The following is a 23,043-nucleotide window of genomic DNA, read 5'->3' on the forward strand; positions in this document are numbered from 1 at the left end:
TCCAGTCCTGCCCGCTCGGCCATGAGCCAGCCTGTCTTGCGCTCTACTCCCGACAGCACGCCATCAAGAAAGGCGCCGCTCGATAATCGCAGTTCACGACGACGAAAGATCGGCCCCAGTCGCTCCTTCAATGCATCGAGCTCGCGTTGCCATGCCAAAATCGACCCAGACCAGCTTGCGACGGACATGCAATTCCCTCCAGCTAAACGCCGAGAGTGAATCATGATCTCGCATAAAACGCAACTGTAGTACTAGGCACGGGAAGCTACGTTACGATCAATTTCCGAGCGTAGAGGCCGGCCTGCGTTTTCTTGATCATGGCACTGATCGGGAGGGGCGACTTTCCTTCGCAATCCGATCGTCCGCAAGCCGTACCTTTTCCAAGCCTCGTCATTGTACGGTACTGGACCCTTTTCCAGGTCTCCGGAACAGATTGATTGCCCGACCATTTGTCTGCGGAACAACGACGGAGCCCGTCAAGTGGAAACCCAATTAATTGACCTTCTTCCCGCCCTCAATGCCTTTGCCTTGAAACTCGCGAAGAATTCCGACGATGCCGATGACCTGGTCCAGCAGACCATTACAAAGGCACTTGCACATCGGAACCATTTCGAGCCCGGCACGAACCTCAAATCCTGGACCTTCACCATATTGAAGAATGCGTTCCTCAGCCAAACCCGCTCCTCACAGCGCAGTCCGCTTGGAATAGACGAAGACGCAGCATTGTGCGATGTTCCCGTATCATCATCGCAGGAATGGGCAATGCATTACAGGGACGTCGAAAAGGCAATCGACAGTCTCTCGCCCCTTTATCGGGAGGCGCTTATGCTGGTCGCGTCCGGCGCGTCCTACGAAGAAACTGCCCACCGGTTGCATTGCGAGATCGGCACCGTCAAAAGCCGTGTCGGTCGTGCCCGATCGCGACTGTTAAGCTCGCTTGGCGCAGTCAGTTACGACGAAGCACTGGCAATTTGACGAAGGGCACTGACCTCGCTGGGGATCAAGACGCTTTCGCTTGGCCACGCAGAGGAGACGACCCCACAAACGATAGTCTATCTTACCTTCTCGGTACCTGTTGGACTTGTTACGCCCGTTGGTCCGCTGCCGCCTCCACTTGGCGAGGGACTACGGTCGATCGTTGTCGGCACTACGGCCGGCGGCGCGTTTGATTGCGGCTCTTTCATTTGCGCTTTTGTCGAGGCGGTTGCCGCGGGATCCGTCCTAACGGCAGACGGCCAGACGAGGTAGCTAAGCAGCGCCACCATGAACACCGCCAGGCCGACAATTCCCGCTCCCCAGATAAGCCAACGCCGCATCGTTTCCTGTCGAACTGCGACCTCGTCTTGATAGCGTGAATCGGTTTCGTACTTTTCGATGTTCTTGTCGTCACGAGTGCTCATCGATGGGCCTGCGCCTCAACCGCGTTTGCCTGACATGGTTCCAACCGCTGTTCGAGATGTCTCGATGCTGCTTCGGCAACAGGCTGCTGGGCATGGTCCACACACGTGTTCTTGAACAGCCCGGAACCTAAAGATGCCTCACGTGTTCTCATTTCCAGTCTTCTCCTCAAGGAAATGCCATGAGCCGACCCCCTTCCCGCATCCAGGCCGGTGATTATACGATCCTCGGCGCCACTCCTGACCAGGAAGGTACGAACTTCGCACTCTTCAGCGCTTATGCCGAACGCGTGGAGCTATGCCTTTTTTCCGATGATGGAACACAAGAAATCGAACGGATTGAGCTTCCGGAGTACACCAACGAGATCTGGCATGGATATATTCCCGGTCTCAAGGCCGGGTCGCTCTACGGCTACCGCGTTGACGGACCGTATGAGCCTGAAAACGGGCATCGGTTCAATGCAAACAAGCTTCTGGTCGACCCGTACGCCCGGGAGCTTGTTGGCGAAATCAACTGGGGCCAGGCCCAGTTTGCCTATCAGATGGAGGACCCTGAAAAGGACCTGACATTCGATGAGATGGACAGCGCGGCGGACATGCCGAAATGCCGTGTCGTTGATGCGCAAGCCTATGATTGGAAGGGTGATGCCAAGCCTTCGATCCCCTGGTCATCGACGATCTTTTATGAGTGTCATGTCAAAGGGTTTACGCAATTGCACCCGGCAATCCCCCGCAATCTTCGGGGAACCTTTGAGGGCCTTGCGGACAAGGAAGTTGTCGCTTACGTCAAGAGCCTTGGCATTACTTCCATCGAACTCTTGCCAATTCACTGGTTTCCCGACGATCCCCATCTTCTCGACAAGGGTTTGAGGAATTTCTGGGGTTACAACACCCTTGGCTTTTTTGCACCGGCCTCGCGCTACTACGGTCCTGACGGCATGGCCGGCTTTCGCGACATGGTCAGGGCCTTCCATGACGCCGGCATCGAGGTAATCCTCGATGTCGTGTACAATCATACAGCCGAGGGCAATGAGCTTGGCCCCACGCTCTCGTTCAAGGGGATCGACAATTTCTCCTATTATCGGACCTTACCGGGCGAGCCTCGGTACTACATCAACGATACCGGTACCGGAAACACCATCAACACGTCGCATCCCCGGGTGCTGCAAATGGTGACGGACTCCCTTCGCTACTGGGCTGAGACCATGCACATCGACGGGTTCCGCTTTGATCTCGGCACCATTTTAGGACGCGAACCGAAAGGCTTCGACCAGCGTAGTGGGTTCTTCGATGCAATCGGCCAGGACCCGGTGCTTTCAAGGGTGAAACTCGTGGGCGAGCCGTGGGACATAGGACCGGGTGGCTATCACGTCGGTGGCTTTCCACCCGGATGGGCTGAATGGAACGATAAATATCGAGATACGCTTCGCAGTTACTGGCGGGACGAAGACGGGATGACGCAAGACTTCGCCGCCCGTGTGCTCGGTTCCGGCGATATCTACGATCTGCGCGGGCGCAGGCCATGGGCTGGCGTAAACTTCATCACGGCGCATGATGGCTTCACGCTCAATGACCTCGTCTCTTACAATGAAAAACATAACGAAGCGAACGGCGAAGACAACCAGGACGGCCACGACGACAATCAGAGTTTCAATTATGGCATGGAAGGTCCAACAGGTGATGAAGCGATCAACATGGTGCGCGATCGGCAGAAACGAAACTTTCTGACGACGCTGTTCTTATCCCACGGGACGCCCATGCTGCTGGCTGGCGATGAGTTCGGCCGGAGCCAGATGGGCAACAACAATGGCTACTGCCAGGATAGCGAGTTGAGCTGGGTGCACTGGGAAACCCTTCCAGCCGGTGCTGAGGAGCTACGGGAATTTTCGACACGGCTCATCAAGCTGCGCCGTGAGCACCCGATCTTCAGGCGTGACAACTGGCGCGACGGCATGGATGTCACGTGGTTCAATCCGGTCGGCGGAGTGCAGACCGAGGAACATTGGTCCGATCCTGGAAGCACGACCATTGGTCTCAGACTATCGCAATCTGATTATTCCGACGAAGGATGGAATGACGTCCTTCTCCTGTTCAATCCTCACGACGGTGACGTGGACTTCAAGCTTCCTGCGGATAAGGATGACTGGACAACGGTCCTGACGACAGCCGATCCCGACGCCCGTGAAGAAACGATTGAAGGTGACGGATTCCGCCTCTCCCCGCGAAGCCTCGTGGTTTTGAGATCCGGCACGCCTGCTTGAGGGCGAGAGGTCGGCGCCGAAAGACAGAACGTTAAACTATCCTTTTTGCCAGTGGCTATTGTCGAAATCGATCGAGGCGTCGCCGTGTGCCCTTTTTCAGCGCTGCAAGCTTACGTCGCTCTTCGAGAAAATAGTCGAGATACCCGACCAGGGCGTAGGTGAGGTATCGAGCGCTCGCAATGAGCACTATTATCAATGTGGTGACGATTGCGAACGTCATAGTGATCTCCTGTGCGGATGACAAAACCACCAGTGTTGCCGAAGGTTTCCGGCAATCGTCACGGTTTCTTGCTGTCGCGGGGGATCTCGTTGTTTCAGTCCTGGCACGCCGGTCCAGACACATCACTCGTCGGCCGCCTTTCCCAGCGTATCTGCAACATAGGCACCGCGGGCTCCCATAGGCAACGCGGCGCCGGTCGTCGTATCCCTTGCGGTTTGATGCTCCAGTTCTGCATTCAATTCGCCCCCCACGATCAATATGACAAGCGACAGCCAGGTCCAGACAAGGAAGCCCATCAGCGCCCCCAAAGTACCATAGGTTGCGTCATAGTTGGCGTAATGGTCGAGATAGAACGAAAAGCCGGTTGACATTAAAAACCAGGCCAGCGTCACGAGAGCGGCCCCCCAGGTCATCCACCGAAGCTTTGCCGGTTCGCGACTTGGTCCGAACCGGTATACGGCAGTTGTTGCGATCGCCGCAATCAGGAGGAGGAAAGGCCAGCGCAGCAAAAGGACCAGATTTTCCTTGAATTGGTCGAGCCACAGATAGGACAACAAGACGGGCATCACCGCGACCAGTCCAATCATCAAGGTTGCAGCCAGCATTGCGCAAAGCGTGAAGCAGAGACCAAGGACGTTCAGCCTGATCAGACCACGTTTTTCCGTTTCTTCATAAGCGATATTCATCGCGTCGAAAATGGCAAGCGTGGCGCTGTGAGTACTCCATAGCGCGACCGCCAGGCCGACAAAGAATGTCAGCCCCAGCGTGCTGCTTCTCGCTTCAACGAGGCTCCTGATCCGATCGGCGATGAGATCGAACGCGCCTGGCGGCAACAATGCTGAGAGTTCGCGCAAGTGATCAGCCATGGTCGCCGGGTCTGCAATCAGACCATAGATAGCAACAAGGGCGGCGAGCGCGGGAAAGAGCGCCAGGAGGAGATAGAAGGTCACGCCGGCCGCGATGAGCGTCACGCGGTCATCAAGAACCTCATGAACCACGCGCCAAAAGACGTCGCGGAGGCCTTTTATTGGAATAGCCTCTGGAACCTTGGCGTTTCTACCCCTCCCATGATCTTCCTCAGCGGTTTGTACGGGGCCGTTCACCCCGCTTCGCGCCGTAGTGAGAAGGCCGAAAAGAGCCATCGACAGAATGAGCAGTGTCGTTGTGCTTGAAGATTTCATGGCAGACGCCTCAGGGCCTTTGCGAGCATTGCCACGCGATAACGCGCTTACCCGGAAAAAGATGCAGTTAACCGGAAAGGTCGAGGCCCAACACTTCACTGGCACTGCGGCCGCAAGTGCCAGATCGAAGGCCGGAACAAAAGATCGCCTCCATTGTTTGGATTCGCGCAACCGAGGAGTGAGTGGACCAGCTCACAAAAATCGACTTTATGGAGAGGAAATGGTGTGCGGGCGGGCCGCATGTCGGCAAGGACCGGACAGCATTCAGAGTCTAGAGGCAAGAATGACTCGTGAGGGTAAATCGTGGCCAAAAAGGACCTAAACAACCATGGCTTGCCGCTCAACCTTTTCGCCGGCAAAAGAATCTTGGTCGTTGAAGAGGACCACTTTGTGGCGGTCGAAGCTCGACAGCTCCTGGAGGCAGCAGGCGCGAGGATCACGGGGGCGACCTTCCCGTTTGCTATCGGCATGATTGACCCTGAGGCAACCGACGCCGCCATCCTGGATATCAGGTTGGACGGGGAAGCAGCTTTTCTCATTGCGGATCGGTTGTATAACTTGGGAATTCCATTCGTGTTTGCGACCTCCCACGTCGACGCCAGCGTCAAGGATAGCTTCGGCGGTTTTCACCTTTGCGGAGACCTCCATGCATTGGGTGATATTGCACTCGCTCTATTTTCCCCAAAGCCCCATTAAGCCCCGGACGAGACCCACTCTCGCGGATGATCGGAACTTTTAGGGCACGAATCTGTTTCACCTGATCCGTCGTCTTCCACGGCACTCGTCATCGCGCGTTCCGGGCGACCTAGCGTCATACCGTGTTAAAGCGGAATGAGCGCCGGAGGCTCCGTCATGACTGCAAACCGCAGCAGCAACAGGCTTATTAACGGCCTTTCCGATCAAGACTATGATCTGATCTCGACGGGCCTCGAGGAAGTTGATCTTCCCCAAGGCTTTCACGTCGCCACGGCTGGGCAGTCGTTCAAGCATGTCTATTTTCCCTGCAATGGCATTGCTTCCGTCATTGCCGTGTCTCCCAAGGGCCGGCGGGCAGAAGCAGGAATGGTGGGGCGGGAGGGGTTTACGCCCATAGGAGGGCTTGTAAAGGCAAGTGAGGGCCCATTCGATATTGTCATCCAAGTCGCGGGGCATGGCCTGCGGCTGAAGCTCACTGCGTTGCACGGTCCTGTCAACAGCAGTCCGGCGCTGAGGGACCTTTTGCTTCGTTATCTCGTGGCGTTCAACCATCAAGTTGCTTTTACCGCACTTTCCAATGCAGCCCATACGATCGACGTTCGGCTGGCGCGATGGATATTGATGTCTGAGGATCGGATGCAAAGCTCCCATATCGTTTTGACGCACGACTATCTTTCGCTGATGCTCGCCGTACGAAGGCCCTCGGTCACGATTGCGCTGCACATGTTGGAGGGGCAACGTCTTATTCGATCAGAGCGCGCTTTAATTGTGGTGCGGGATCGAAGCGGTCTTGAAGACTATGCAGGGGACGCATATGGCGCTCCCGAGCGAGAGTACCGCCGATTGATGGACATCGACCAGGTCAAAGCCATACCAAGGGTCGGTGCTGTGGCGCCGTCGATCTAGAGTTCGAGTGACGGGCAGTATTCATGTTGATCGCACGGCGCATGTCATTCCTTTAACCACCTGCAACAACGCCCTGACAATTCGGACATGTGTCTGCTTGAACTCGCAGTGTCCGTCATTCTTTAGAAGCAAAGAATTCTATTATCGAATCCGGTCATAGCGGGTGGCATGCCTGACGGCCGCACGATGGCTGCAGCGACCTGTTCTTCGCTAAATGGCTTCATGACCACTTCGCTGGCACCATCCAGGCCCGCTCCCACACCTTCCGGCCTCCCGGTTACATAGATGACCTCCAGTCGGAACCTGTCGATGAGCTTGCGCCCCAGAGACGCTCCGGTCGGCCCGTCGGCAAGCTTGAGGTCGACGAGAGCAATGTCTGCGGTGGCTGCATAGGCGAGAGCCTGCTCCATCGTCTGCAGCGGACCGACGCTTCGATGGCCCGCCGCCTCGGCAATGGACTGGAGGTCCTTGGCAATGACGTAATCGTCTTCAACGATCATGATGTTCATCTTTTTCACTCCTCCACCCAATCAATGTAGATCACTGGTCACTTGGCGTCAGCGGTCGGAACCGTACAGACGCGCCGGAAAAGCCAGCGGTTGCAATCTCAAGCCGATTGCCACTTTCAGTCGCTTGGACCTTGCGCGCCTATCAATCAGCGACAGGGAACCTTGCATGCCCTTTTCCGGTTAGCACAGGCGGAGGCGCCAGATCCGGTGCGATCATTCCTGCCGGACGGAAAGGAAAGGCCATGATTTCGCCAGCTCAGTCCTCGGTGACAAACAAGCTGCTGAGCATCCTGCCTGAAAGCGACTACCGCCAAATTGCGCAAGATCTTGAATTCCTCAAGCTTTCGCGAGGTACTGTCGTTGCGCATGCGGGGCAGCATATCGATTACATCTATTTCCTCACTTCAGGTATCGGATCGATTATCGCGACGACGCCCGAGGGCAACCGGGCCGAAGCAGGAATATTCGGCTCTGATGGCTATGTTCCAACCTCTGCCGTGGCGAGTACGGAAAACAGCCCCCACGAAGTGGTGATACTTCTCGATTCGGAGGGCTATCGCATGGACTATGGCTGTTTTCGCGGATGGATGGACCGCAACCGGAATTTTTCCAAAGTGATGATCCGCTCGATTGAGGCTTTCTCGGTCCAACTGACCTACACCGCCATTTCAAATGCGATCCACGACGTTACCGAGCGACTGGCCCGCTGGCTTTTAATGTGTCACGATCGTGTGCCGGGCGATGAAATCGGGCTTACGCATGAATTTATCTCTCTGATGCTCGCGGTTCGACGGCCGAGTGTTACCACTTCATTGCACATCCTAGAGGGCAACGGCTTCATCAAGTCGGAGCGGAGCAATATTATCATGCGCAACCGACCTGCAATGGAGGAGTTCGCCCACGACGCCTATGGCAAGCCGGAAGAGGAATATCGCCGGCTGATGAAAGACCTGTTCTGAACGGAGACGAAAGGGCCAAGCGCTTGATTAGAGATCGCCGATCAGGCGTCGGTATTCTTCTTCCGGCTTGCCGTAGGCATTTCCTGCAAACTCTTCCATTCCACGCCTGTCGCGGATCATTATCCGTCCGCGCTCGGACCGGATGAACCTTTTTCCCTCGAGTACATGGAGCGCAGTTGTCACGCTTGGTCGCCTGACAGAGAGCATCAAAGAGATAAAGTCATGGGTCAGAGCGATTTCATCACCGTCGACGCGGTCATGCGACATGAGCAGCCAGCGCGCCAATCGCACGTCAATCTGGTAGTTTGCGTTCGATAGGGCGGTGAACGAGATCTGCGATGCAAAGGTCTGGATAAAGCGCGCCAGAAGATTGGCGAAAGCAGGATTTTGAGAAATCGCCTGCAGTGCCGCATCCAATGTCATTCGATATCCGTACCCTTCTACCTGCATCAATACCTCGTGGACTGATCGTGCCACCGACGCCGGTCGAGGTCTGCGAAAAGCCCTCGCGTCCAAACATCCCCGCTTCTGCTCGTTGGCGGCCTGAGGAAACTGTAATGACTGAGCCGATCCCCCTACAGAGGAAGTAGACATGTTCGATGAGAGTCTCGGCGTTAACAATGACGAAGCCCTGACGAAGATGAACTGCCTCAAGTGATGGCACGATGGCGCGAAGCTCCTCATCAGGGAGGCGGGCCAGGAGCCGATTTTGTATGGTGGATCGATCAGCGACGTACATTGGACTCAGGAATGTGAGGGAACACGAACGACAGGATCGTCGCCGCACGATTCAGCTTCGGCTGGGTATCGCGGCTGTATAACATCCTGTTGTTGCCTATGTTTTTGCGTACGCTGGCAGACCGTCGACATGCAGACGCCGTGTCAGACAGGCACGCTTGGGCGCCGTTCTTCGGTTTTGAACCGGCTTGCGCAAGGAAGGTTTGCCGAGCGATGCCCTGCGAACGCAATTCTGTGCCGTGCCCAAAGGGAACAACCTTCAAGATCGGAGGTTGTCTCAGTCGAGCAGGAGGAAAAACCGATGAAAGTACGAGAGGTGATGACCACAAAAATCGTCACAGCCGAGCCCGGCGCTCAAATCCGCCATGTCGCGCGGCTGATGTCGGAAGTTGATACCGGGATAATCCCGATCATCGACGGAGACGCAATTGGTGTCGTGACCGACCGCGACATCGTCATACGGGCCGTGGCCGAGGGAATATCCTGTGATCAACCCGTTTCCAGGATCATGACGTCTGGAATAGAGGGTTGCCTAGAGGAGGACGATCTCCTGGAAGCGGCCGGACGGATGTCGGAGCTTCAGATGCGTCGGCTTGTCGTGTTCGATGCAGCCGGAACCGTTTCCGGGATCCTCTCCCTTGGCGACATCGCAGTCCGACAGGAGGAAATGGCCGGTGTCGCGTTGGAGGAAATATCTGATGACACTCAACGTCGGGACTAGGCCCGGGGTTCAGTAAGCGGCGCTTCCTGACAGTGTTCTCGCCATTTACGAAGCGGGCCGTTTCCAGGCAGGTTACAGGGGAGTTCAATGCAGGGTTCAACGAACAGAGACGGTTGGTCGCCAGTCGACGAAGAGGACCTTCAGACGGCAAACCCTTCCTCGCGGGCTCGGTTTGAAAAGACGGGACGCGAACAAGCTCTCCTCTCTGCTCAGGAGGAAATTGCGCGGTTGCGGCTCGAGATCGACGAGATCGCACATGCCGTGGACAAGATGGCGACAACGGCTTCGACGCCCCGCAGGCCCGTGATCCGGTTCGCGCCCCTGATCATTTTGACCTCGCTCGCAGCCCTTTGTTCCAGGGACAGATAAAGTCAGCCGGCCAGGCCAACGAGAATTGGCCTTCCCAATCCATGATCGGTAATCGTCGCAGCATGTCCGCACGAGACACATGAACGCTGCTGGTTGCCAGGCACCGCCGAAATTCGAAGCGAAACCCGCAATTCACTTTTTTCTAAGAGTTGGCTGTCAAACAGAGATCGCGCGATTTGTCTGGCGTTCGCGCCCAAAGGTGTTTCTATGACGCTCAAGCCCGCTCTTATCGGTGTCTGGCTACTGGCTGGTGTCTTGTCGATACTCGTCGCTATCAATCCATTCGGGCATCATGACATCGACGCGTCCACAACCGCGTCAATTCCTGACCGGTAGATCGCTCGACGCCGGACTGAGCGACGCGTTTGTCCTCCTTCGCGACTATCAATGGCGGTTCGACTCCACGGTCGACACTTGGGGAGTTTTTGCCTGCTGGAGGGCTTCCTTCAGCTGGTCCTGCGAGAACGGTTTGGTCAGTCTGATCAGTTCGGTTAGCCCCTGATCGTCGGGCAACTCAGCATAGCCGGATGCCAGTATGATCGGAAGACTCGAGAAGGAGTCGAGTATAATTCGGGAAAGCTCGGCTCCGGTCATGCCGGGCATGGAATGATCGGTAATCACAATATCAAAACGCTTTTCTTCCCCGAGAAGCTGCAAGGCCTGCGATGCCGAGGTCACTTCGACGGCGATGTGACCGAGGTCCTCAAGCATCGCCACGGTTCCCATGCTGACCAATGGATCGTCGTCCACCACAAGGACAGTAAGCTCTCCTGTCACCGGGGGGGCATCGAAGGCATCGTCAACACGCCCACCCGCCACCGGATCGCTCGACGTGCCGGCAACCGGTAACCAGACACTCACGGATGTCCCAGCCCCCGGCCTGCTTGCGAGCTCGAGCGCCCCGCCGGATTGGGCGGCAAGACCCTGGACCATCGATAGTCCGAGACCAGTGCCTTTTCCTGGCCCCTTCGTCGTGAAAAACGGCTCAGTTGCCCGCGCAAGCGTTGGTTCGTCCATTCCAGGGCCACCGTCCGTGACGCGGATACGCACGTAGCGACCATCGCTTAGTGATCCCGGGTGATCGGCAGCATCTGCCTGGAGGATGATTGAGCCCGCCCCATCCATGGCGTCGCGTGCATTGACGAAAAGGTTCAAAAGAGCAAGTTCGAGCTGGTTGGCATCGACAAGCATGCTCGGCAGGTCCGGGGCGACGTCCAGTTTGATGTCGATGCCCTGGCCCACGGCCTTGACGAGGAGATCTTCAATATTGGCAAACAGCTGTTCAAAATCGACGGTGGTCGGCTTCAACTCCTGACGCCTGGCAAAGGCAAGCAGGCGCTGGGTCAGGGCCGAACCACGTTCGGCAGCCTGGATGGCATTGCCGAGCAGTCGCTCGCTGCGATTGTCCTCGGGCAAGCGCTTCTTCAAGAGGCTCAGACTTCCAAGGATTGCCATCAGGAGGTTGTTGAAATCATGTGCCACACCGCCCGTCAGCTGACCGATCGTGTCGATCTTTTGAGCTTCGAACAATTGCGCGAGAGCCTCCTCGCGCTCGCGTGTCCTTTGTTCGATGCGGTGTTCCAGCTCCTCATTCAACCGGCGTAGTTGCTCCGATGAAGCCTCGAGTTCGGCGGTGCGCTGGCTGACCCTTAATTCCAACTCGCTGTTCAGCCTCTCGAGCTCCTTGGTCTTGCGATAAAGGTCGGCAAAGACCCGCACCTTGGCCCGCAGGACGTCGGGCACGATTGGAACGGAGACGTAGTCGACAGCACCTGCAGCGTATCCTCGCAGCCGATCAGGCTCGGTCATCATGACCGCCGAAACAAAAATGATGGCGGTATTCTGGTAGCGCGGATGTTCGCGGATCATGCTGACAAGCTCGAAACCGTCCTGCTCGGGCATGCACACGTCGGCAAGAATGACCGCTATCTCGTTGCGAAGAAGTTGTTCAAGGGCCTCCCTGGCGGACTGAGCTTTGATCAGGTTTTCACCGAGATCCTTGAGGATGACCTCATAGCTCAAGAGCTTCGCCGGCTGATCGTCCACGAGAAGGATGTTCAATCGTTCCAATGCCGCCTCCCTCACCGATGCAGCCACATGCGCAAAGCAGACAGCAATTGCTCGGTATTGACCGGCTTTGCCAGGTAGTCGGAGGCGCCTGCCTCCAGGCATTTTTCGCGGTCGCCCTTCATCGCCTTTGCGGTCAGCGCCAGGATCGGCAGCCTCTGGAAGCCCGGCTTGGCACGTATCGCCATCATTGTTTCGTAACCGTCCATGCCAGGCATCATGATGTCCATCAAAACGATGGCAACCGACGCATCCCTTTCCAGAATCTCTATCGCCTCGCTTCCGGTGGTTGCTGTCAGAACCTTCATGCCCCGGCGCTCGAGAACACTGCTGAGAGCAAAGATGTTCCGCGCGTCGTCATCAACAAGCAGCACCGTCTCGCCAACTAGACTTTCGTCCGAACTATGGAGCTCCTGGAGCATTCTCTGCTTTTCGCTCGGCAAGTCAGCGACAACGCGGTGCAGGAAGAGCGCCGTTTCGTCCAACAGTCGTTCGGGCGATTCAACGCCCTTGACGACGACGCTGCGCGCCATGCTGTGCAAGCGGCTGTCGTCGTCGGGAGACAGTTCCCGACCGGTAAAGACAACCACGGGAACTTCGGCGATATCGCCATCGGCGTGCATCTTCTCGAGGACGTCAAAACCGGACATGTCGGGCAGGGTGAGATCGAGAACGACACAATCGGCCGGATCACGCTTCAGGGAAGCCAGGGCGTCGCCGCCTGACCCGACGCTTTCAATCTCGATATCGTCATGGCCAAGGAGCGCTGCCACGCTTGCGCGCTCGGCCTCGTTATCGTCGACGACGAGCAGTCGCCGACGCCGCGACTGCGCATAGGTTTTCAGCCGCGACAAGGCCTCGCCAAGCCCCTCCGACGTGGCCGGTTTTTTGAGGAATGCAAAGGCACCCCGTGTCAACCCATACTGCCTGTCGTCGTCGAGACTGACAATCTGAACGGGGATGTGCCGCGTTTTGACGTTCTGCTTGAGCTGGCTGAGAACACTCCAGCCGAGCATGTCAGGCAGGAAAATATCGAGCGACATTGCCGTCGGCTGATATTCCTGCGCCAACGCCAGCGCTTCGCTGCCGCGTTGGGCGACGATAACCTTGAAGCCACGATCGTGGGCAAGATCCACCAGGATACGCGAGTAATGGGGATCGTCTTCGACCACGAGGAGTAGCAGATCGCTGGCCGCGACTTCTTCACGATCGTCCAGCAAGCGTTCAGCCGGTTTGTCGCCCCGTCTGACGGCCGCGACCTCGGCAAGCTGCACGACATTGGTCTCTTCGGCCACTACCCTCGCCGTCGTTGAACCGGCATAGGTGAGCGGCAGGAAAAGCGTGAATGTACTGCCCGCTCCCGGACTGCTGCGAAGCTGAATTTCTCCGCCAAGCAAGTTTGCGAGCTCACGGCTGATGGCAAGACCAAGGCCCGTACCACCGTATTTACGGCTCGTCGACGCATCGGCCTGTTGGAATGCCTCGAAGATGATGCGCTGCTTCTCGAGTGCAATGCCAATGCCGGTATCCGCAACCTCGAATGCGATCACCGATGCCGCGGCTTTCAGGGATGGGTGGTCTGGCGACCAGCCATTTTCGACCATGGCGACTTTCAGTGTTACCTCACCCTCGGCAGTGAATTTGAATGCGTTCGACAAGAGGTTCTTCAGGATCTGCTGCAGCCGCTTGGCGTCGGTCATGATGCTTTCGGAAACGTTTGCCGCAATCTCCACGGCGAAAGAGAGTCCTCGATTGTCGGCTTCGTGCCCGAAGGGGCGCGCCATGGCTTCCAGTAGGCTGCTGATCCGTATCTCTTCCGCATCGACCGATACTGTTCCCGACTCGATCTTGGACAGATCGAGAATATCGCTGATCAGGTTCAAAAGATCGGTACCGGCGGCATGGATCGTTTTTGCAAACTCGACCTGTTTGCCCGAAAGGTTGCCTTCCGGATTGTCACCGAGCTGCTGGCCAAGGATCAGGATGGAGTTGAGTGGCGTTCGCAACTCGTGTGACATGTTGGCGAGAAATTCGGACTTGTATTTCGATGTCAGGGCAAGTTCCGTGGCCTTTTCCTCAAGCGCCCGGCGCGCCTGCTCGATCTCCTGGTTCTTGCCTTCTACCTCGACGTTTCGCTCCTCGAGTTGCTGTGCCTTCTGCTCGAGCTGCTCGTTTGTCTGCTGCAATTCGCGTTGCTGGGTCTGAAGTTCTCCCGCCAGCTGCTGCGATTGCTTGAGCAAGCCCTCCGTCTGCATCGTCGCCTCAATGGAGTTGAGGACAATACCGATCGAAGTCGTCAATTGATCCAGGAACGACAGTTGCAGCTCGCTGAAGGTCCCGGCCGAGGCCAGTTCAATGACGGCTTTGACCTGACCCTCGAAATGAACCGGAAGGACCACGGCGCTGCGCGGCAATGTTGAAAATACACCCGAACTGATCGGAACGACGTTGCTTGGCAGATCGGTGATGACGATCGCCCTTGCATCGCTGGCGCATTGCCCGACGAGGCCCTGCCCGAATTCGAGGCGCTTCGGGTGCTCTGTCTCCAGGCCCTGCGCATAAACGGAAAGAAGCGACAAGACCGGACGATCTGTCTCTGCGTCGACCTGATAGATGACCCCCTGATGGGCCCCGACCAGCGGCGCCAATTCTGAAAGCAGCATTTTGCCAACCAGGGTCAGGTCGCGCTGGCCCTGCAGCATGTTGGTGAAGCGTGCAAGGTTCGTCTTCAGCCAATCCTGCTCGGTATTGCGCTCGGTAGTGAGACGCAGGTTGTCGATCATCGTGTTGATATTGTCCTTGAGTTCGGCGACCTCGCCTCGCGCGTCCACCTTGATCGAACGCGTCAAATCACCCTTTGTCACGGCGGTGGCCACTTCTGCGATGGCGCGCACCTGTGTTGTCAGGTTGGCGGCAAGGAGGTTGACGTTGCCCGTCAGATCCTTCCATGTGCCGGCAGCGCCTGGGACATTCGCCTGGCCGCCAAGGCGGCCCTCGACGCCGACTTCGCGGGCAACACTCGTCACCTGATCGGCAAAGGTCGCAAGGGTGTTCGTCATATTGTTGATCGTTTCTGCCAGCGCGGCGACCTCGCCTTTTGAAGCCACGGTCAAATTCTGCTTGAGGTCACCGTTTGCGACAGCCGTCACGACCTTGACGATGCCGCGGACCTGTTCGGTGAGATTGGCCCCCATGACGTTGACGGTATCGGTGAGGTCCTTCCAGGTGCCAGCGACACCGGGCACCTGCGCCTGGCCGCCGAGCTTGCCTTCGGTCCCGACCTCGCGCGCCACACGCGTCACCTCGCCGGCAAACGCATTCAGCTGGTCCACCATGGTGTTGATGGTGTTCTTGAGTTCGAGAATTTCGCCCTTCACATCGACAGTGATCTTGCGAGACAGGTCGCCGCGGGCGACGGCAGTCGTCACTTCGGCGATGTTGCGGACCTGGGTGGTCAGGTTGGCTGCCAGAAGGTTGACGTTGTCGGTCAGGTCCTTCCAGGTTCCAGCAACACCTGGAACCACGGCCTGGCCGCCAAGACGGCCGTCCGTTCCCACCTCGCGGGCCACGCGTGTGACTTCGCCGGCAAAGGAGCGCAGCTGATCCACCATCGTGTTGAGCGTATCCTTGAGGAGCAGGATCTCGCCGCGAACATCGACGGTAATCTTGCGCGACAGATCACCGTTGGCGATCGCCGTTGCAACTTCGGCAATGTTGCGAACCTGGGCGGTCAAATTCCCGGCCATGGAGTTGACGCTGTCGGTAAGGTCCTTCCAGGTGCCGGCGACACCCGAGACCTGGGCCTGTCCGCCGAGCTTGCCCTCGGTCCCGACTTCACGGGCGACACGCGTCACCTCTCCGGCGAAGGCGTTCAACTGGTCCACCATCGTGTTGATGGTATTCTTGAGCTCCAGGATCTCACCCTTGACGTCGACGGTTATCTTGCGAGACAGGTCGCCTCTTGCGACGGCGGTCGTGACTTCTGCGATATTGCGCACCTGACCGGTCAGATTAGAGGCCATGAAGTTGACGTTCTCAGTCAGATCTTTCCAGGTGCCGGCGACACCTGGAACCTGCGCCTGTCCGCCAAGTTTTCCCTCGGTCCCGACTTCACGGGCGACACGCGTGACCTCCGAGGCGAAACGGTTCAGCTGATCGACCATTGTGTTGAGGGTTTCCTTTAGCTCAAGGATTTCCCCGGACACGGAAACGGTAATCTTCTTCGACAGGTCGCCATTGGCGATCGCTGTCGAGACCTCGGCGATATTGCGCACCTGCGCCGTCAGGTTGCCAGCCATGGAATTCACACTGTCAGTCAGGTCTTTCCAGGTACCGGCAACGCCAAGCACATTTGCCTGGCCACCGAGCCTGCCTTCCGTTCCGACCTCTCGCGCAACGCGAGTGACTTCGCCGGCGAACCCGTTCAGCTGATCGACCATGGTATTCAAGGTTTCCTTCAGCTCGAGAATCTCGCCGGAAACTGGAACGGTGATTTTCTTCGACAGGTCGCCCTGGGCGACGGCGGTCGCCACCTCAGCGATATTGCGCACCTGGCCAGTGAGGTTCGACGCCATGGAGTTGACCGAATCTGTCAGATCCTTCCAGGTTCCTGCGACGTCGCGAACATTGGCCTGGCCCCCAAGCCGGCCTTCGGTACCAACCTCTCTTGCAACGCGGGTTACCTCTGAGGCAAACGCGTTAAGCTGGTCGACCATCGTGTTGATCGTTTCCTTGAGTTCGAGAATCTCGCCTTTGACGTCGACGGTGATCTTTTTTGACAGATCGCCATTGGCGATCGCGGTTGAAACCTCGGCGATGTTTCGGACCTGGGCTGTGAGATTTCCGGCCATCGAGTTGACGTTTTCGGTCAGATCCTTCCAGGTGCCAGCTGCACCGCGGACATTGGCCTGTCCGCCAAGGCGCCCTTCGGTTCCGACCTCACGCGCAACACGGGTTACTTCGGAAGCGAATGCGTTAAGCTGGTCGACCATCGTGTTGATGGTTTCCTTGAGTTCGAGAATTTCGCCCGAAACGGTGACCGTGATCTTTTTCGACAGGTCGCCGCTTGCGATCGCCGTCGAGACCTCGGCAATGTTTCTGACCTGAGCAGTCAGATTCGAGGCCATCGAATTGACGTTGTCGGTCAGATCCTTCCAGGTGCCGGCGACACCAGGCACCTGCGCCTGGCCGCCAAGACGGCCCTCGGTTCCCACTTCACGGGCGACGCGCGTGACTTCTCCGGCAAATCCGTTCAGCTGATCCACCATGGTGTTGATGGTTTCCTTCAGCTCCAGGATCTCGCCCGACACGTCAACGGTGATCTTGCGCGAAAGATCTCCACGCGCCACAGCTGTGGTCACCTGGGCGATATTTCTGACCTGCGCTGTCAGGTTGCCGCACATTGCGTTGACGCTGTCGGTCAGGTCCTTCCAGGTCCCGGCGACGCCCGGCACCAGGGCCTGCCCGCCAAGCTTGCCTTCGGTGCCGACCTCACGTGCAACGCGGGTCACTTCGGAGGCAAAGGACCGCAGCTGATCGACCATGGTATTGATCGCTTCCTTCAGCTGCAGAATCTCGCCCCTGACGTCCACTGTGATCTTCTTTGAGAGATCGCCATTGGCGACAGCGATTGTGACATCGGCAATGTTGCGCACCTGGGCCGTCAGGTTCGATGCCATGGAGTTGACGCTCTCGGTCAGATCCTTCCAGACACCGGTTACCTCCGGCACTTGCGCCTGCCCGCCCAGCTTTCCATCAGTACCGACCTCGCGCGCCACGCGCGTGACCTCTGATGTAAAGAGGCTCAACTGCTTGATCATCGTATTGACGATGTCGGCCGATCGAAGGAACTCGCCCTTGAGTGGACGGCCCTCGACATCGAGCGGAACGGTCTGCAACAGGTCGCCCTTGGCGACGGCCGTTATCGTGCGGGTGACAGCAGTGGTTGGCCACAACAGATCATCAATGAGGTGATTGATAGATCCTTCCATTGCCGCCCATGAGCCATCCGACAATCCAAGGCGCACGCGTATGCTCGTCCTGCCTTCCCGCCCGACGACCTCGCCGACGTGATCCAGCTGGTGAGCCAGGCGTTGGTTGGCAGCGATGATGTCATTGAGGGCATCGGCGATCTTGCCCGTCTTGCCTGTCAGATCCGGGCGCATGCGAACGGAAAAGTCCCCTCGCCGGACCGACAGAAGGACATCGAGCAGCGCCGCGAAATCCTCCACCGCCAAGGGCGCGTCGTCCGGATCGACAGTATGGCTCACAGGATCGATCGCGTGCTTATGTTCACCTGAACTGGTCACCACAGAGCCTCCCTCAAACCAGCGCGTAACTAGAGCGCCGAAAAGGAAATTCTATGTGCGCTATCAAACCGATAGGCTGCATCGGCGCTAAGGAAGCGTATTTCTTGACCGGACGCCGTTGAGCGTACGCTATGGTACAAAGACTTCAGGGTGGAATTGATCAGGAAGCGGCCCTTTGCTGCTTCCAGTCGCGATAGGGAAGCAGGAGCATCCCCGGATACCGCTTCTCGATTTCGCTTTCCGTCAGCGCAATTCTCGCCAGGACATCGTCGAGATCAAGTTGCTGAGGGTTCTCGCTTGCCTTTTCGAGCAGCTCCATGACAGCAAACAGTTCGTCATCGATCATCGCCCCAAGGCGACGGGCAAGGTCATCAACAGGCGCGGCAAGGATTTTCTCTGACATAGGGCGTCCAACTCTCGTGATCCGGATCTTACGCGCGGCAATGCCGCCGGTTTCTAGCTGGAGCTGGTTGCGGCCCAAACGACGATACAAAGGTAGAGGAAGAAGAACATGAGCCCCACACCAGCGATTAGAATGATCGCAAGCCGGCCAGCCCTTCTCTTCGTCTTTCTTTCACCTGGCGAATTGGCCGTCGCCTCGATCGGATCTCTTGAAACGTTTATTATCAGCTCTTGGCGGAAACGACTGGTTCGGGCCTAACCCGTGCGGCGGTCCAAAGTTCCGCTGATCTCGGCGTTGCGCCCAGATCGACGCCATTTTCCCGGCGGCGCCCCGATTCTGGACACGGGAACAATAGGCCACCGGTTGCGGTTTATCAGTCCACGACGTGATGTAAGACATGGGCAATCGCGCAAGGACGAACAGGCGGAGGCCACGCCCGTCCAGGATCGCGATTGCTAACCGCCCGCAACTTCGGAGTTTGGTATGATCTCAGGTGAGCAAGTAGGGGCAGCACGAGCGCTCTTGCGATGGCGCCCGGAGGATCTGGCTGAAGCTGCGGGAATTTCTGTCGCGATCGTCAATGGAATGGAAGCACAACAGGGTCTCCTTCCTGACACCCCCTCGGTTCGGGCAATCGCCGATGCAATTGCTGCAGCAGGCGTCATGGTGTTTGGCGAAGGACCCGTCGACGGGGGCCCGGGCGTGCGGCTCATGGCAAAGCCGTCCGCCGCAATCGACATCAACGTAACCCAGACTGTCCAGTACAAGGAATTCCTGGAAAACGATGCTCCTCCTGGTGTCGGTGGATGAGCTAGAACGCTCCCGATGGGAACCTTACGCTTTCAGACCTCGCCATTACTTTAGGGATTTCTGATTGACCTATAAGGCAAAGTCAGGGTGAATAGTGTGGCAACGTTTGGTGGAGGAGCCGACTAGGTTGTTTGCCGACCTACTGGGTAAGTATGTGCTGGTGATGGACAAGAATTACCTGCAGGCCGCAGCCTTGGGTTCGGCACTCCGTTCAGGGAAGCGAGGTCGTGGGACCTTTAATGACCTGCGACAGGGTTTCAAAGCCCTCGATGAGGCACACATCGACGCCGCGGCGCTCACGCTGGATGAGCTTTCAACCGAATAGCGGCACATCTCGACTAGCGTTGAGGCGGCCTTGCTGCTGTGCCGCTCCCTGTGTTTCAGGAGTCGGAACTCGCGAATCGGCCGGCAGAAGTTGACTTCGATCAGCTTACCGCCTTCGATGTGCTGCTGGGCGGACTGCCGCCGCTCATGACTGGCTGCTTCGATGCAGTGTTATTTTTTTCGGTGAACGACGCCATCACCGCGGCGGCAAGTACGATCATTCCAGCGGTGATCATGATCCAACGAGGCAATCTACTTTCGCGCTTTGGCGGCTCGGTTGGCGGCTTCTCGTGCAATGACGTTCCTGCGGCAGAGACCGTTTGCGCTTCATCTTCAGTCCTGGTGCCCCTCAATCGCCCGTTTTGCGAACGTTGGAACGTAACCGCCAGCCGGAACGGCAATCAGTACTTCATCCGCTGAGCCGCTCGTCAGATAGTACCGCTCAAGAGCACTACGAAGCTGGCGTGCTGCCATTCGCACGCAAGGATCATTCATTACATCAAATGACGCATCACGTCCGAAAACGCTGGTTGCAATGGTGAATGCCTTCAGATAAGCGGCGCGTCCTTCGAGGGTCTCGTTCACGATGAACTGCAAAAATCTGTGCCCGCGATCTGGGAGAATGAAGTCTGGGCTCGACAGTATGCGATCGAACTGTCCTCGCGCCTCGGCGGGAGTTTGACCGCAATTATTATTCTCCCGATAATATTTCTGGCCGCTTCTATCAACCAACGACAATCGGTGCTATTCAGACCCCATCAAGCGCTGCGCCCGCAGAAAGATCCCATGACATACCGCCGCTTCGCGACCGCGTCGTCCTCCGACGCGCCGAAGATGAGATACCCCGATACGAGGCCGGGATTTCCGATACCGCATAGGAAAAATCTCAGGAAGGCGGTGATGCCACTAATCACGCCTCATGACAAAAGCGGAAAGCTCGATTTCAATTGAGAGTATCGAACCAATGGCTAAAGGACAAATGCTAAGCAACCGCGAGACGCGGAAGCCTAAACAGGAAATGGCGCCGGTGAGGGTTTCGGCGACCTTCGCCAATCAGAAAAAGGACGCCACGAAAAGCAGCCTGCAGGGCGGCAAGCACAAGAGATGAAGCCAAAAGGAAACGCGCCAAGCGGCCGCGCACCATTTATCAAGCGAGCGTCCCTACGACAACGTTCCGAACCTCAGGAGATCCAGCAGCGATGAACTCTTTTCATCCAATCTATCGCTTCGACTACCCGCTTTTCCTCATCAAATCCGCCGTTGTGATAGCACTTGCCTTCTCTTCATTCATTGCCATTGGTGGAACTATCCTTTGACCAGGCCCCTCCACCGCGACCGAAGCCCACCCCTGTCCGATGAAAAGGCTTGGCTCAAAATCCTCGCCATGTATCGCCAGCCGCATCTCAGACGCAGCGTTTTCGAACTTGCAGTAACGGCCATTCCATTTGCGTTCTGCTGGGCTGGTGCCTTGGCGGCGGTTCACTACGGCTACTGGGCCGGGCTCGTTCTGATTGTTCCCGCAGCCGCCTTTCTGCTTCGCTTGTTTATGATCCAGCACGATTGCGGCCACGGCTCCTTCTTTGCGCGTCGCCGTATCGACGACTGGACGGGCCGGGTGATCGGCGTCCTGACACTTACGCCCTATGATTACTGGCGCCGGGCACATGCGGAGCATCATGCCTTGGCGGGAAATCTCGAGGGGCGCGGCGTTGGCGATATAACAACGCTGACGGTGTTGGAGTATGACCGCCGTTCCTGGATCGGTCGGCTCAGCTATCGCCTGTATAGGCATCCGGCAATCATGTTTGGCATCGGCCCCGCATGGCTGTTCCTGTTCAAGCAGCGGCTTCCCTTCGGCATGATGCGATCCGGTTCCTTGCCTTGGATATCCACCATGGCGACAAATCTGGCAATCGCGCTCAGCTCCGCGATATTGATATGGGCAATCGGAATCCTGCCCTTCCTGCTGGTGCATTTGCCCGTCGCCCTACTGGCCGCAACAGCGGGCATCTGGCTCTTCTACGTGCAACATCAGTTTGAAGAAACCCATTGGTCGAGAGAACCGGAATGGCAATTTCCACATGCGGCCCTTCATGGTGCATCGCACTACGACCTGCCGTTGGCTCTTCGCTGGATCACGGGCAACATCGGTATCCATCACGTTCACCATCTGTCGAGTAGGGTCCCCTATTACAGGCTTCCGGAAGTATTGAGAGACCACCCAGCATTGGCCGGTGTTGGCCGCATCACCATGATGCAGAGCCTGCGCTGTGTAAAACTGGTTTTGTGGGATGAGCACAGGCGACGCCTGATCTCGTTTCGCGACGCCGCGCAGCTGCGTCAGCCACAGTAGTCTCGTTCGTCAAACAGCAATCTGGCGTTCGGAGCAGTTCAGCCGTCAGATTGTGGCACCGAAGGCTGACCCCTCGTTATATGATCGTAAGCCTTTGATCTACAGACAGAAAATTGAAATTTGGCGGGGTCAGGATCGGGGCCGATGATGACCCCTCCTATGGCCGACGAACGTTCGGCGAGGTTGTCACCTTTAAGCTGGGGCATGGTCGCGCTGGGGATGAAGAAACAATCTGGGTTCAAAAGGAGGATGTCGCCGAATGGCGAAGCACCCGTTCCACCCGATAGCAGGGCTACTAGCCTCCGGTTCCGTCGCGTGACCTGCGCTGCCCCTCGATACATCTCAAAAATGTAATGTATCGCGCCCTTAGTGCGCCCCCGTCGCCCATTGCCCGGTGCTACAGCTAATCGCGAAAAGAACCTTAGACCTGCTAGCTAAAAACCAAATTTAGCCCGCGCGGTCTGACAAGCGCCATCACCAGGAACACAAGCTCGGCAAACATCTGGCCGAACTTCATAAACAAGGCATGCCGTGCTTACGCCTACTTCACCGGCCAGCGCGGAGCATCGCGAGCCTTCGCAGCGCATGCCGCCTTGATCAGCTGCCACATAGTAGACGGGGACCAAATCCAGATCGTCATCNGCTTCCGTGGTGAACCTGGGCCACTCGGACGAGTATGAGCAGCACGCACCGCAGCTTTGGCAATCGATTTCGCCCACAAACGCCACGCTCACCCTCGTCGCACGAGGGAGATTTCCGTGCTTCACTTGTGCTTCAGAAGCCAAAGCTTGCCCGCCATGGTAATTCGGTAAGGCAAATGC

General features: G+C 57.3%; 19 protein-coding genes and 2 pseudogenes. 11 read left to right on the plus strand and 10 right to left on the minus strand.

Translation table 11 applies throughout. The features are described 5' to 3' along the window. Nucleotides 1-188, minus strand: a pseudogene (locus RHIBUN_RS37140) (IS701 family transposase); the annotation flags it as partial. Between the two features lie 292 nt (nt 189-480). Here RHIBUN_RS37140 and RHIBUN_RS0130995 point away from each other — a divergent pair. Then, nucleotides 481-975, plus strand: coding sequence for a sigma-70 family RNA polymerase sigma factor (locus tag RHIBUN_RS0130995; RefSeq protein ID WP_025662619.1), 495 nt, complete (start codon nt 481-483; stop codon nt 973-975). A gap of 77 nt (nt 976-1,052) precedes the next feature. Here RHIBUN_RS0130995 and RHIBUN_RS0131000 read toward each other — a convergent pair whose 3' ends face one another. After that, nucleotides 1,053-1,400 (minus strand): hypothetical protein, encoded by a 348-nt coding sequence (locus RHIBUN_RS0131000; RefSeq protein WP_025662620.1) that lies wholly within the window; start codon nt 1,398-1,400, stop codon nt 1,053-1,055. Nucleotides 1,401-1,579: 179 nt separating this feature from the next. Here RHIBUN_RS0131000 and glgX point away from each other — a divergent pair, with 179 nt between their 5' ends. Continuing rightward, complete coding sequence (glgX, locus tag RHIBUN_RS0131005; RefSeq protein WP_025662621.1) at nt 1,580-3,658, plus strand: glycogen debranching protein GlgX; 2,079 nt, start codon at nt 1,580-1,582, stop codon at nt 3,656-3,658. A gap of 55 nt (nt 3,659-3,713) precedes the next feature. On the opposite strand, the gene RHIBUN_RS37070 is transcribed toward glgX, so the two are convergent. Both RHIBUN_RS37070 and RHIBUN_RS0131015 read right to left on the minus strand, forming a co-directional pair. Further along, a complete protein-coding gene (locus RHIBUN_RS37070) occupies nt 3,714-3,878 on the minus strand; it encodes a hypothetical protein (RefSeq protein ID WP_198021209.1) in 165 nt (54 codons plus the stop codon). A gap of 122 nt (nt 3,879-4,000) precedes the next feature. Continuing rightward, a complete protein-coding gene (locus RHIBUN_RS0131015) occupies nt 4,001-5,020 on the minus strand; it encodes a YihY/virulence factor BrkB family protein (protein WP_245271775.1) in 1,020 nt (339 codons plus the stop codon). A 342-nt stretch (nt 5,021-5,362) separates the two neighbouring features. On the opposite strand from RHIBUN_RS0131015, the gene RHIBUN_RS0131020 reads away from it, so the two are divergent. Next, a complete protein-coding gene (locus RHIBUN_RS0131020; RefSeq protein WP_025662623.1) occupies nt 5,363-5,755 on the plus strand; it encodes a response regulator in 393 nt (130 codons plus the stop codon). Between the two features lie 156 nt (nt 5,756-5,911). Next, entirely contained in the window at nt 5,912-6,661 is a 750-nt protein-coding gene (locus tag RHIBUN_RS0131025) for a Crp/Fnr family transcriptional regulator (RefSeq protein ID WP_025662624.1), read from the plus strand. Nucleotides 6,662-6,783: 122 nt separating this feature from the next. Here RHIBUN_RS0131025 and RHIBUN_RS0131030 read toward each other — a convergent pair whose 3' ends face one another. Continuing rightward, nucleotides 6,784-7,170 carry a response regulator gene (locus RHIBUN_RS0131030; RefSeq protein WP_025662625.1) on the minus strand — a complete coding sequence of 129 codons (387 nt, stop codon included), beginning with the start codon at nt 7,168-7,170 and terminating at the stop codon, nt 6,784-6,786. A gap of 242 nt (nt 7,171-7,412) precedes the next feature. Here RHIBUN_RS0131030 and RHIBUN_RS0131040 point away from each other — a divergent pair, with 242 nt between their 5' ends. Then, nucleotides 7,413-8,129 (plus strand): Crp/Fnr family transcriptional regulator, encoded by a 717-nt coding sequence (locus RHIBUN_RS0131040; RefSeq protein WP_025662626.1) that lies wholly within the window; start codon nt 7,413-7,415, stop codon nt 8,127-8,129. 27 nt (nt 8,130-8,156) lie between these two features. On the opposite strand, the pseudogene RHIBUN_RS34450 reads toward RHIBUN_RS0131040, so the two are convergent. Continuing rightward, nucleotides 8,157-8,868 (minus strand): annotated as a pseudogene (locus RHIBUN_RS34450) (Crp/Fnr family transcriptional regulator). Nucleotides 8,869-9,168: 300 nt separating this feature from the next. Between RHIBUN_RS34450 and RHIBUN_RS0131050 the strand changes: the two are divergent. Both RHIBUN_RS0131050 and RHIBUN_RS0131055 read left to right on the plus strand, forming a co-directional pair. Next, nucleotides 9,169-9,588 (plus strand): CBS domain-containing protein, encoded by a 420-nt coding sequence (locus RHIBUN_RS0131050; protein WP_025662627.1) that lies wholly within the window; start codon nt 9,169-9,171, stop codon nt 9,586-9,588. Nucleotides 9,589-9,675: 87 nt separating this feature from the next. After that, nucleotides 9,676-9,957, plus strand: coding sequence for a hypothetical protein (locus RHIBUN_RS0131055; protein WP_025662628.1), 282 nt, complete (start codon nt 9,676-9,678; stop codon nt 9,955-9,957). A 384-nt stretch (nt 9,958-10,341) separates the two neighbouring features. On the opposite strand, the gene RHIBUN_RS0131060 is transcribed toward RHIBUN_RS0131055, so the two are convergent. The 3 genes from RHIBUN_RS0131060 to RHIBUN_RS0131070 all read right to left on the minus strand — a co-directional run bounded on the left by RHIBUN_RS0131060 (nt 10,342) and on the right by RHIBUN_RS0131070 (nt 18,735). Then, entirely contained in the window at nt 10,342-12,027 is a 1,686-nt protein-coding gene (locus RHIBUN_RS0131060) for a response regulator (protein WP_025662629.1), read from the minus strand. 11 nt (nt 12,028-12,038) lie between these two features. After that, nucleotides 12,039-18,293: a HAMP domain-containing protein gene (locus RHIBUN_RS0131065; protein ID WP_051420145.1), complete on the minus strand. Its 6,255-nt coding sequence runs from the start codon at nt 18,291-18,293 to the stop codon at nt 12,039-12,041. 199 nt (nt 18,294-18,492) lie between these two features. Then, on the minus strand, nt 18,493-18,735 hold the full coding sequence (locus RHIBUN_RS0131070) for a hypothetical protein (protein WP_025662631.1): 243 nt from the start codon (nt 18,733-18,735) through the stop codon (nt 18,493-18,495). 483 nt (nt 18,736-19,218) lie between these two features. On the opposite strand from RHIBUN_RS0131070, the gene RHIBUN_RS0131080 reads away from it, so the two are divergent. From RHIBUN_RS0131080 to RHIBUN_RS0131110, 4 genes are all read left to right on the plus strand, one after another. Further along, nucleotides 19,219-19,545, plus strand: a complete 327-nt coding sequence (locus RHIBUN_RS0131080) for a hypothetical protein (RefSeq protein ID WP_025662632.1) — start codon at nt 19,219-19,221, stop codon at nt 19,543-19,545. Between the two features lie 127 nt (nt 19,546-19,672). After that, nucleotides 19,673-19,870, plus strand: coding sequence for a hypothetical protein (locus RHIBUN_RS36625; protein ID WP_156932788.1), 198 nt, complete (start codon nt 19,673-19,675; stop codon nt 19,868-19,870). A 50-nt stretch (nt 19,871-19,920) separates the two neighbouring features. Next, complete coding sequence (locus tag RHIBUN_RS38090) at nt 19,921-20,289, plus strand: hypothetical protein (RefSeq protein ID WP_025662634.1); 369 nt, start codon at nt 19,921-19,923, stop codon at nt 20,287-20,289. Between the two features lie 892 nt (nt 20,290-21,181). Further along, on the plus strand, nt 21,182-22,222 hold the full coding sequence (locus RHIBUN_RS0131110; protein ID WP_025662636.1) for a fatty acid desaturase: 1,041 nt from the start codon (nt 21,182-21,184) through the stop codon (nt 22,220-22,222). Between the two features lie 434 nt (nt 22,223-22,656). Here the strand turns inward: RHIBUN_RS0131110 and RHIBUN_RS36075 are convergent, their stop codons facing one another. Then, entirely contained in the window at nt 22,657-22,950 is a 294-nt protein-coding gene (locus RHIBUN_RS36075; RefSeq protein ID WP_084659917.1) for a YkgJ family cysteine cluster protein, read from the minus strand. Nucleotides 22,951-23,043: the final 93 nt, after the last annotated feature.

Source organism: Rhizobium sp. IBUN (assembly GCF_000510625.1).
GTDB lineage: Bacteria > Pseudomonadota > Alphaproteobacteria > Rhizobiales > Rhizobiaceae > Rhizobium > Rhizobium altiplani.

Bases quoted from the DNA above. Each gene is read 5' to 3' on its own strand.
- RHIBUN_RS0131055 (WP_025662628.1), top strand. From the start codon at position 9,676: ATGCAGGGTTCAACGAACAGAGACGGTTGGTCGCCAGTCGACGAAGAG.
- RHIBUN_RS0131040 (WP_025662626.1), top strand. From the start codon at position 7,413: ATGATTTCGCCAGCTCAGTCCTCGGTGACAAACAAGCTGCTGAGCATC.
- RHIBUN_RS0131030 (WP_025662625.1), bottom strand. From the start codon at position 7,170: ATGAACATCATGATCGTTGAAGACGATTACGTCATTGCCAAGGACCTC.
- RHIBUN_RS0131015 (WP_245271775.1), bottom strand. From the start codon at position 5,020: ATGGCTCTTTTCGGCCTTCTCACTACGGCGCGAAGCGGGGTGAACGGC.
- RHIBUN_RS0131050 (WP_025662627.1), top strand. From the start codon at position 9,169: ATGAAAGTACGAGAGGTGATGACCACAAAAATCGTCACAGCCGAGCCC.
- RHIBUN_RS37070 (WP_198021209.1), bottom strand. From the start codon at position 3,878: ATGACGTTCGCAATCGTCACCACATTGATAATAGTGCTCATTGCGAGC.
- RHIBUN_RS0131025 (WP_025662624.1), top strand. From the start codon at position 5,912: ATGACTGCAAACCGCAGCAGCAACAGGCTTATTAACGGCCTTTCCGAT.
- glgX (WP_025662621.1), top strand. From the start codon at position 1,580: ATGAGCCGACCCCCTTCCCGCATCCAGGCCGGTGATTATACGATCCTC.
- RHIBUN_RS0131070 (WP_025662631.1), bottom strand. From the start codon at position 18,735: ATGTCAGAGAAAATCCTTGCCGCGCCTGTTGATGACCTTGCCCGTCGC.
- RHIBUN_RS0131000 (WP_025662620.1), bottom strand. From the start codon at position 1,400: ATGAGCACTCGTGACGACAAGAACATCGAAAAGTACGAAACCGATTCA.
- RHIBUN_RS0131080 (WP_025662632.1), top strand. From the start codon at position 19,219: ATGATCTCAGGTGAGCAAGTAGGGGCAGCACGAGCGCTCTTGCGATGG.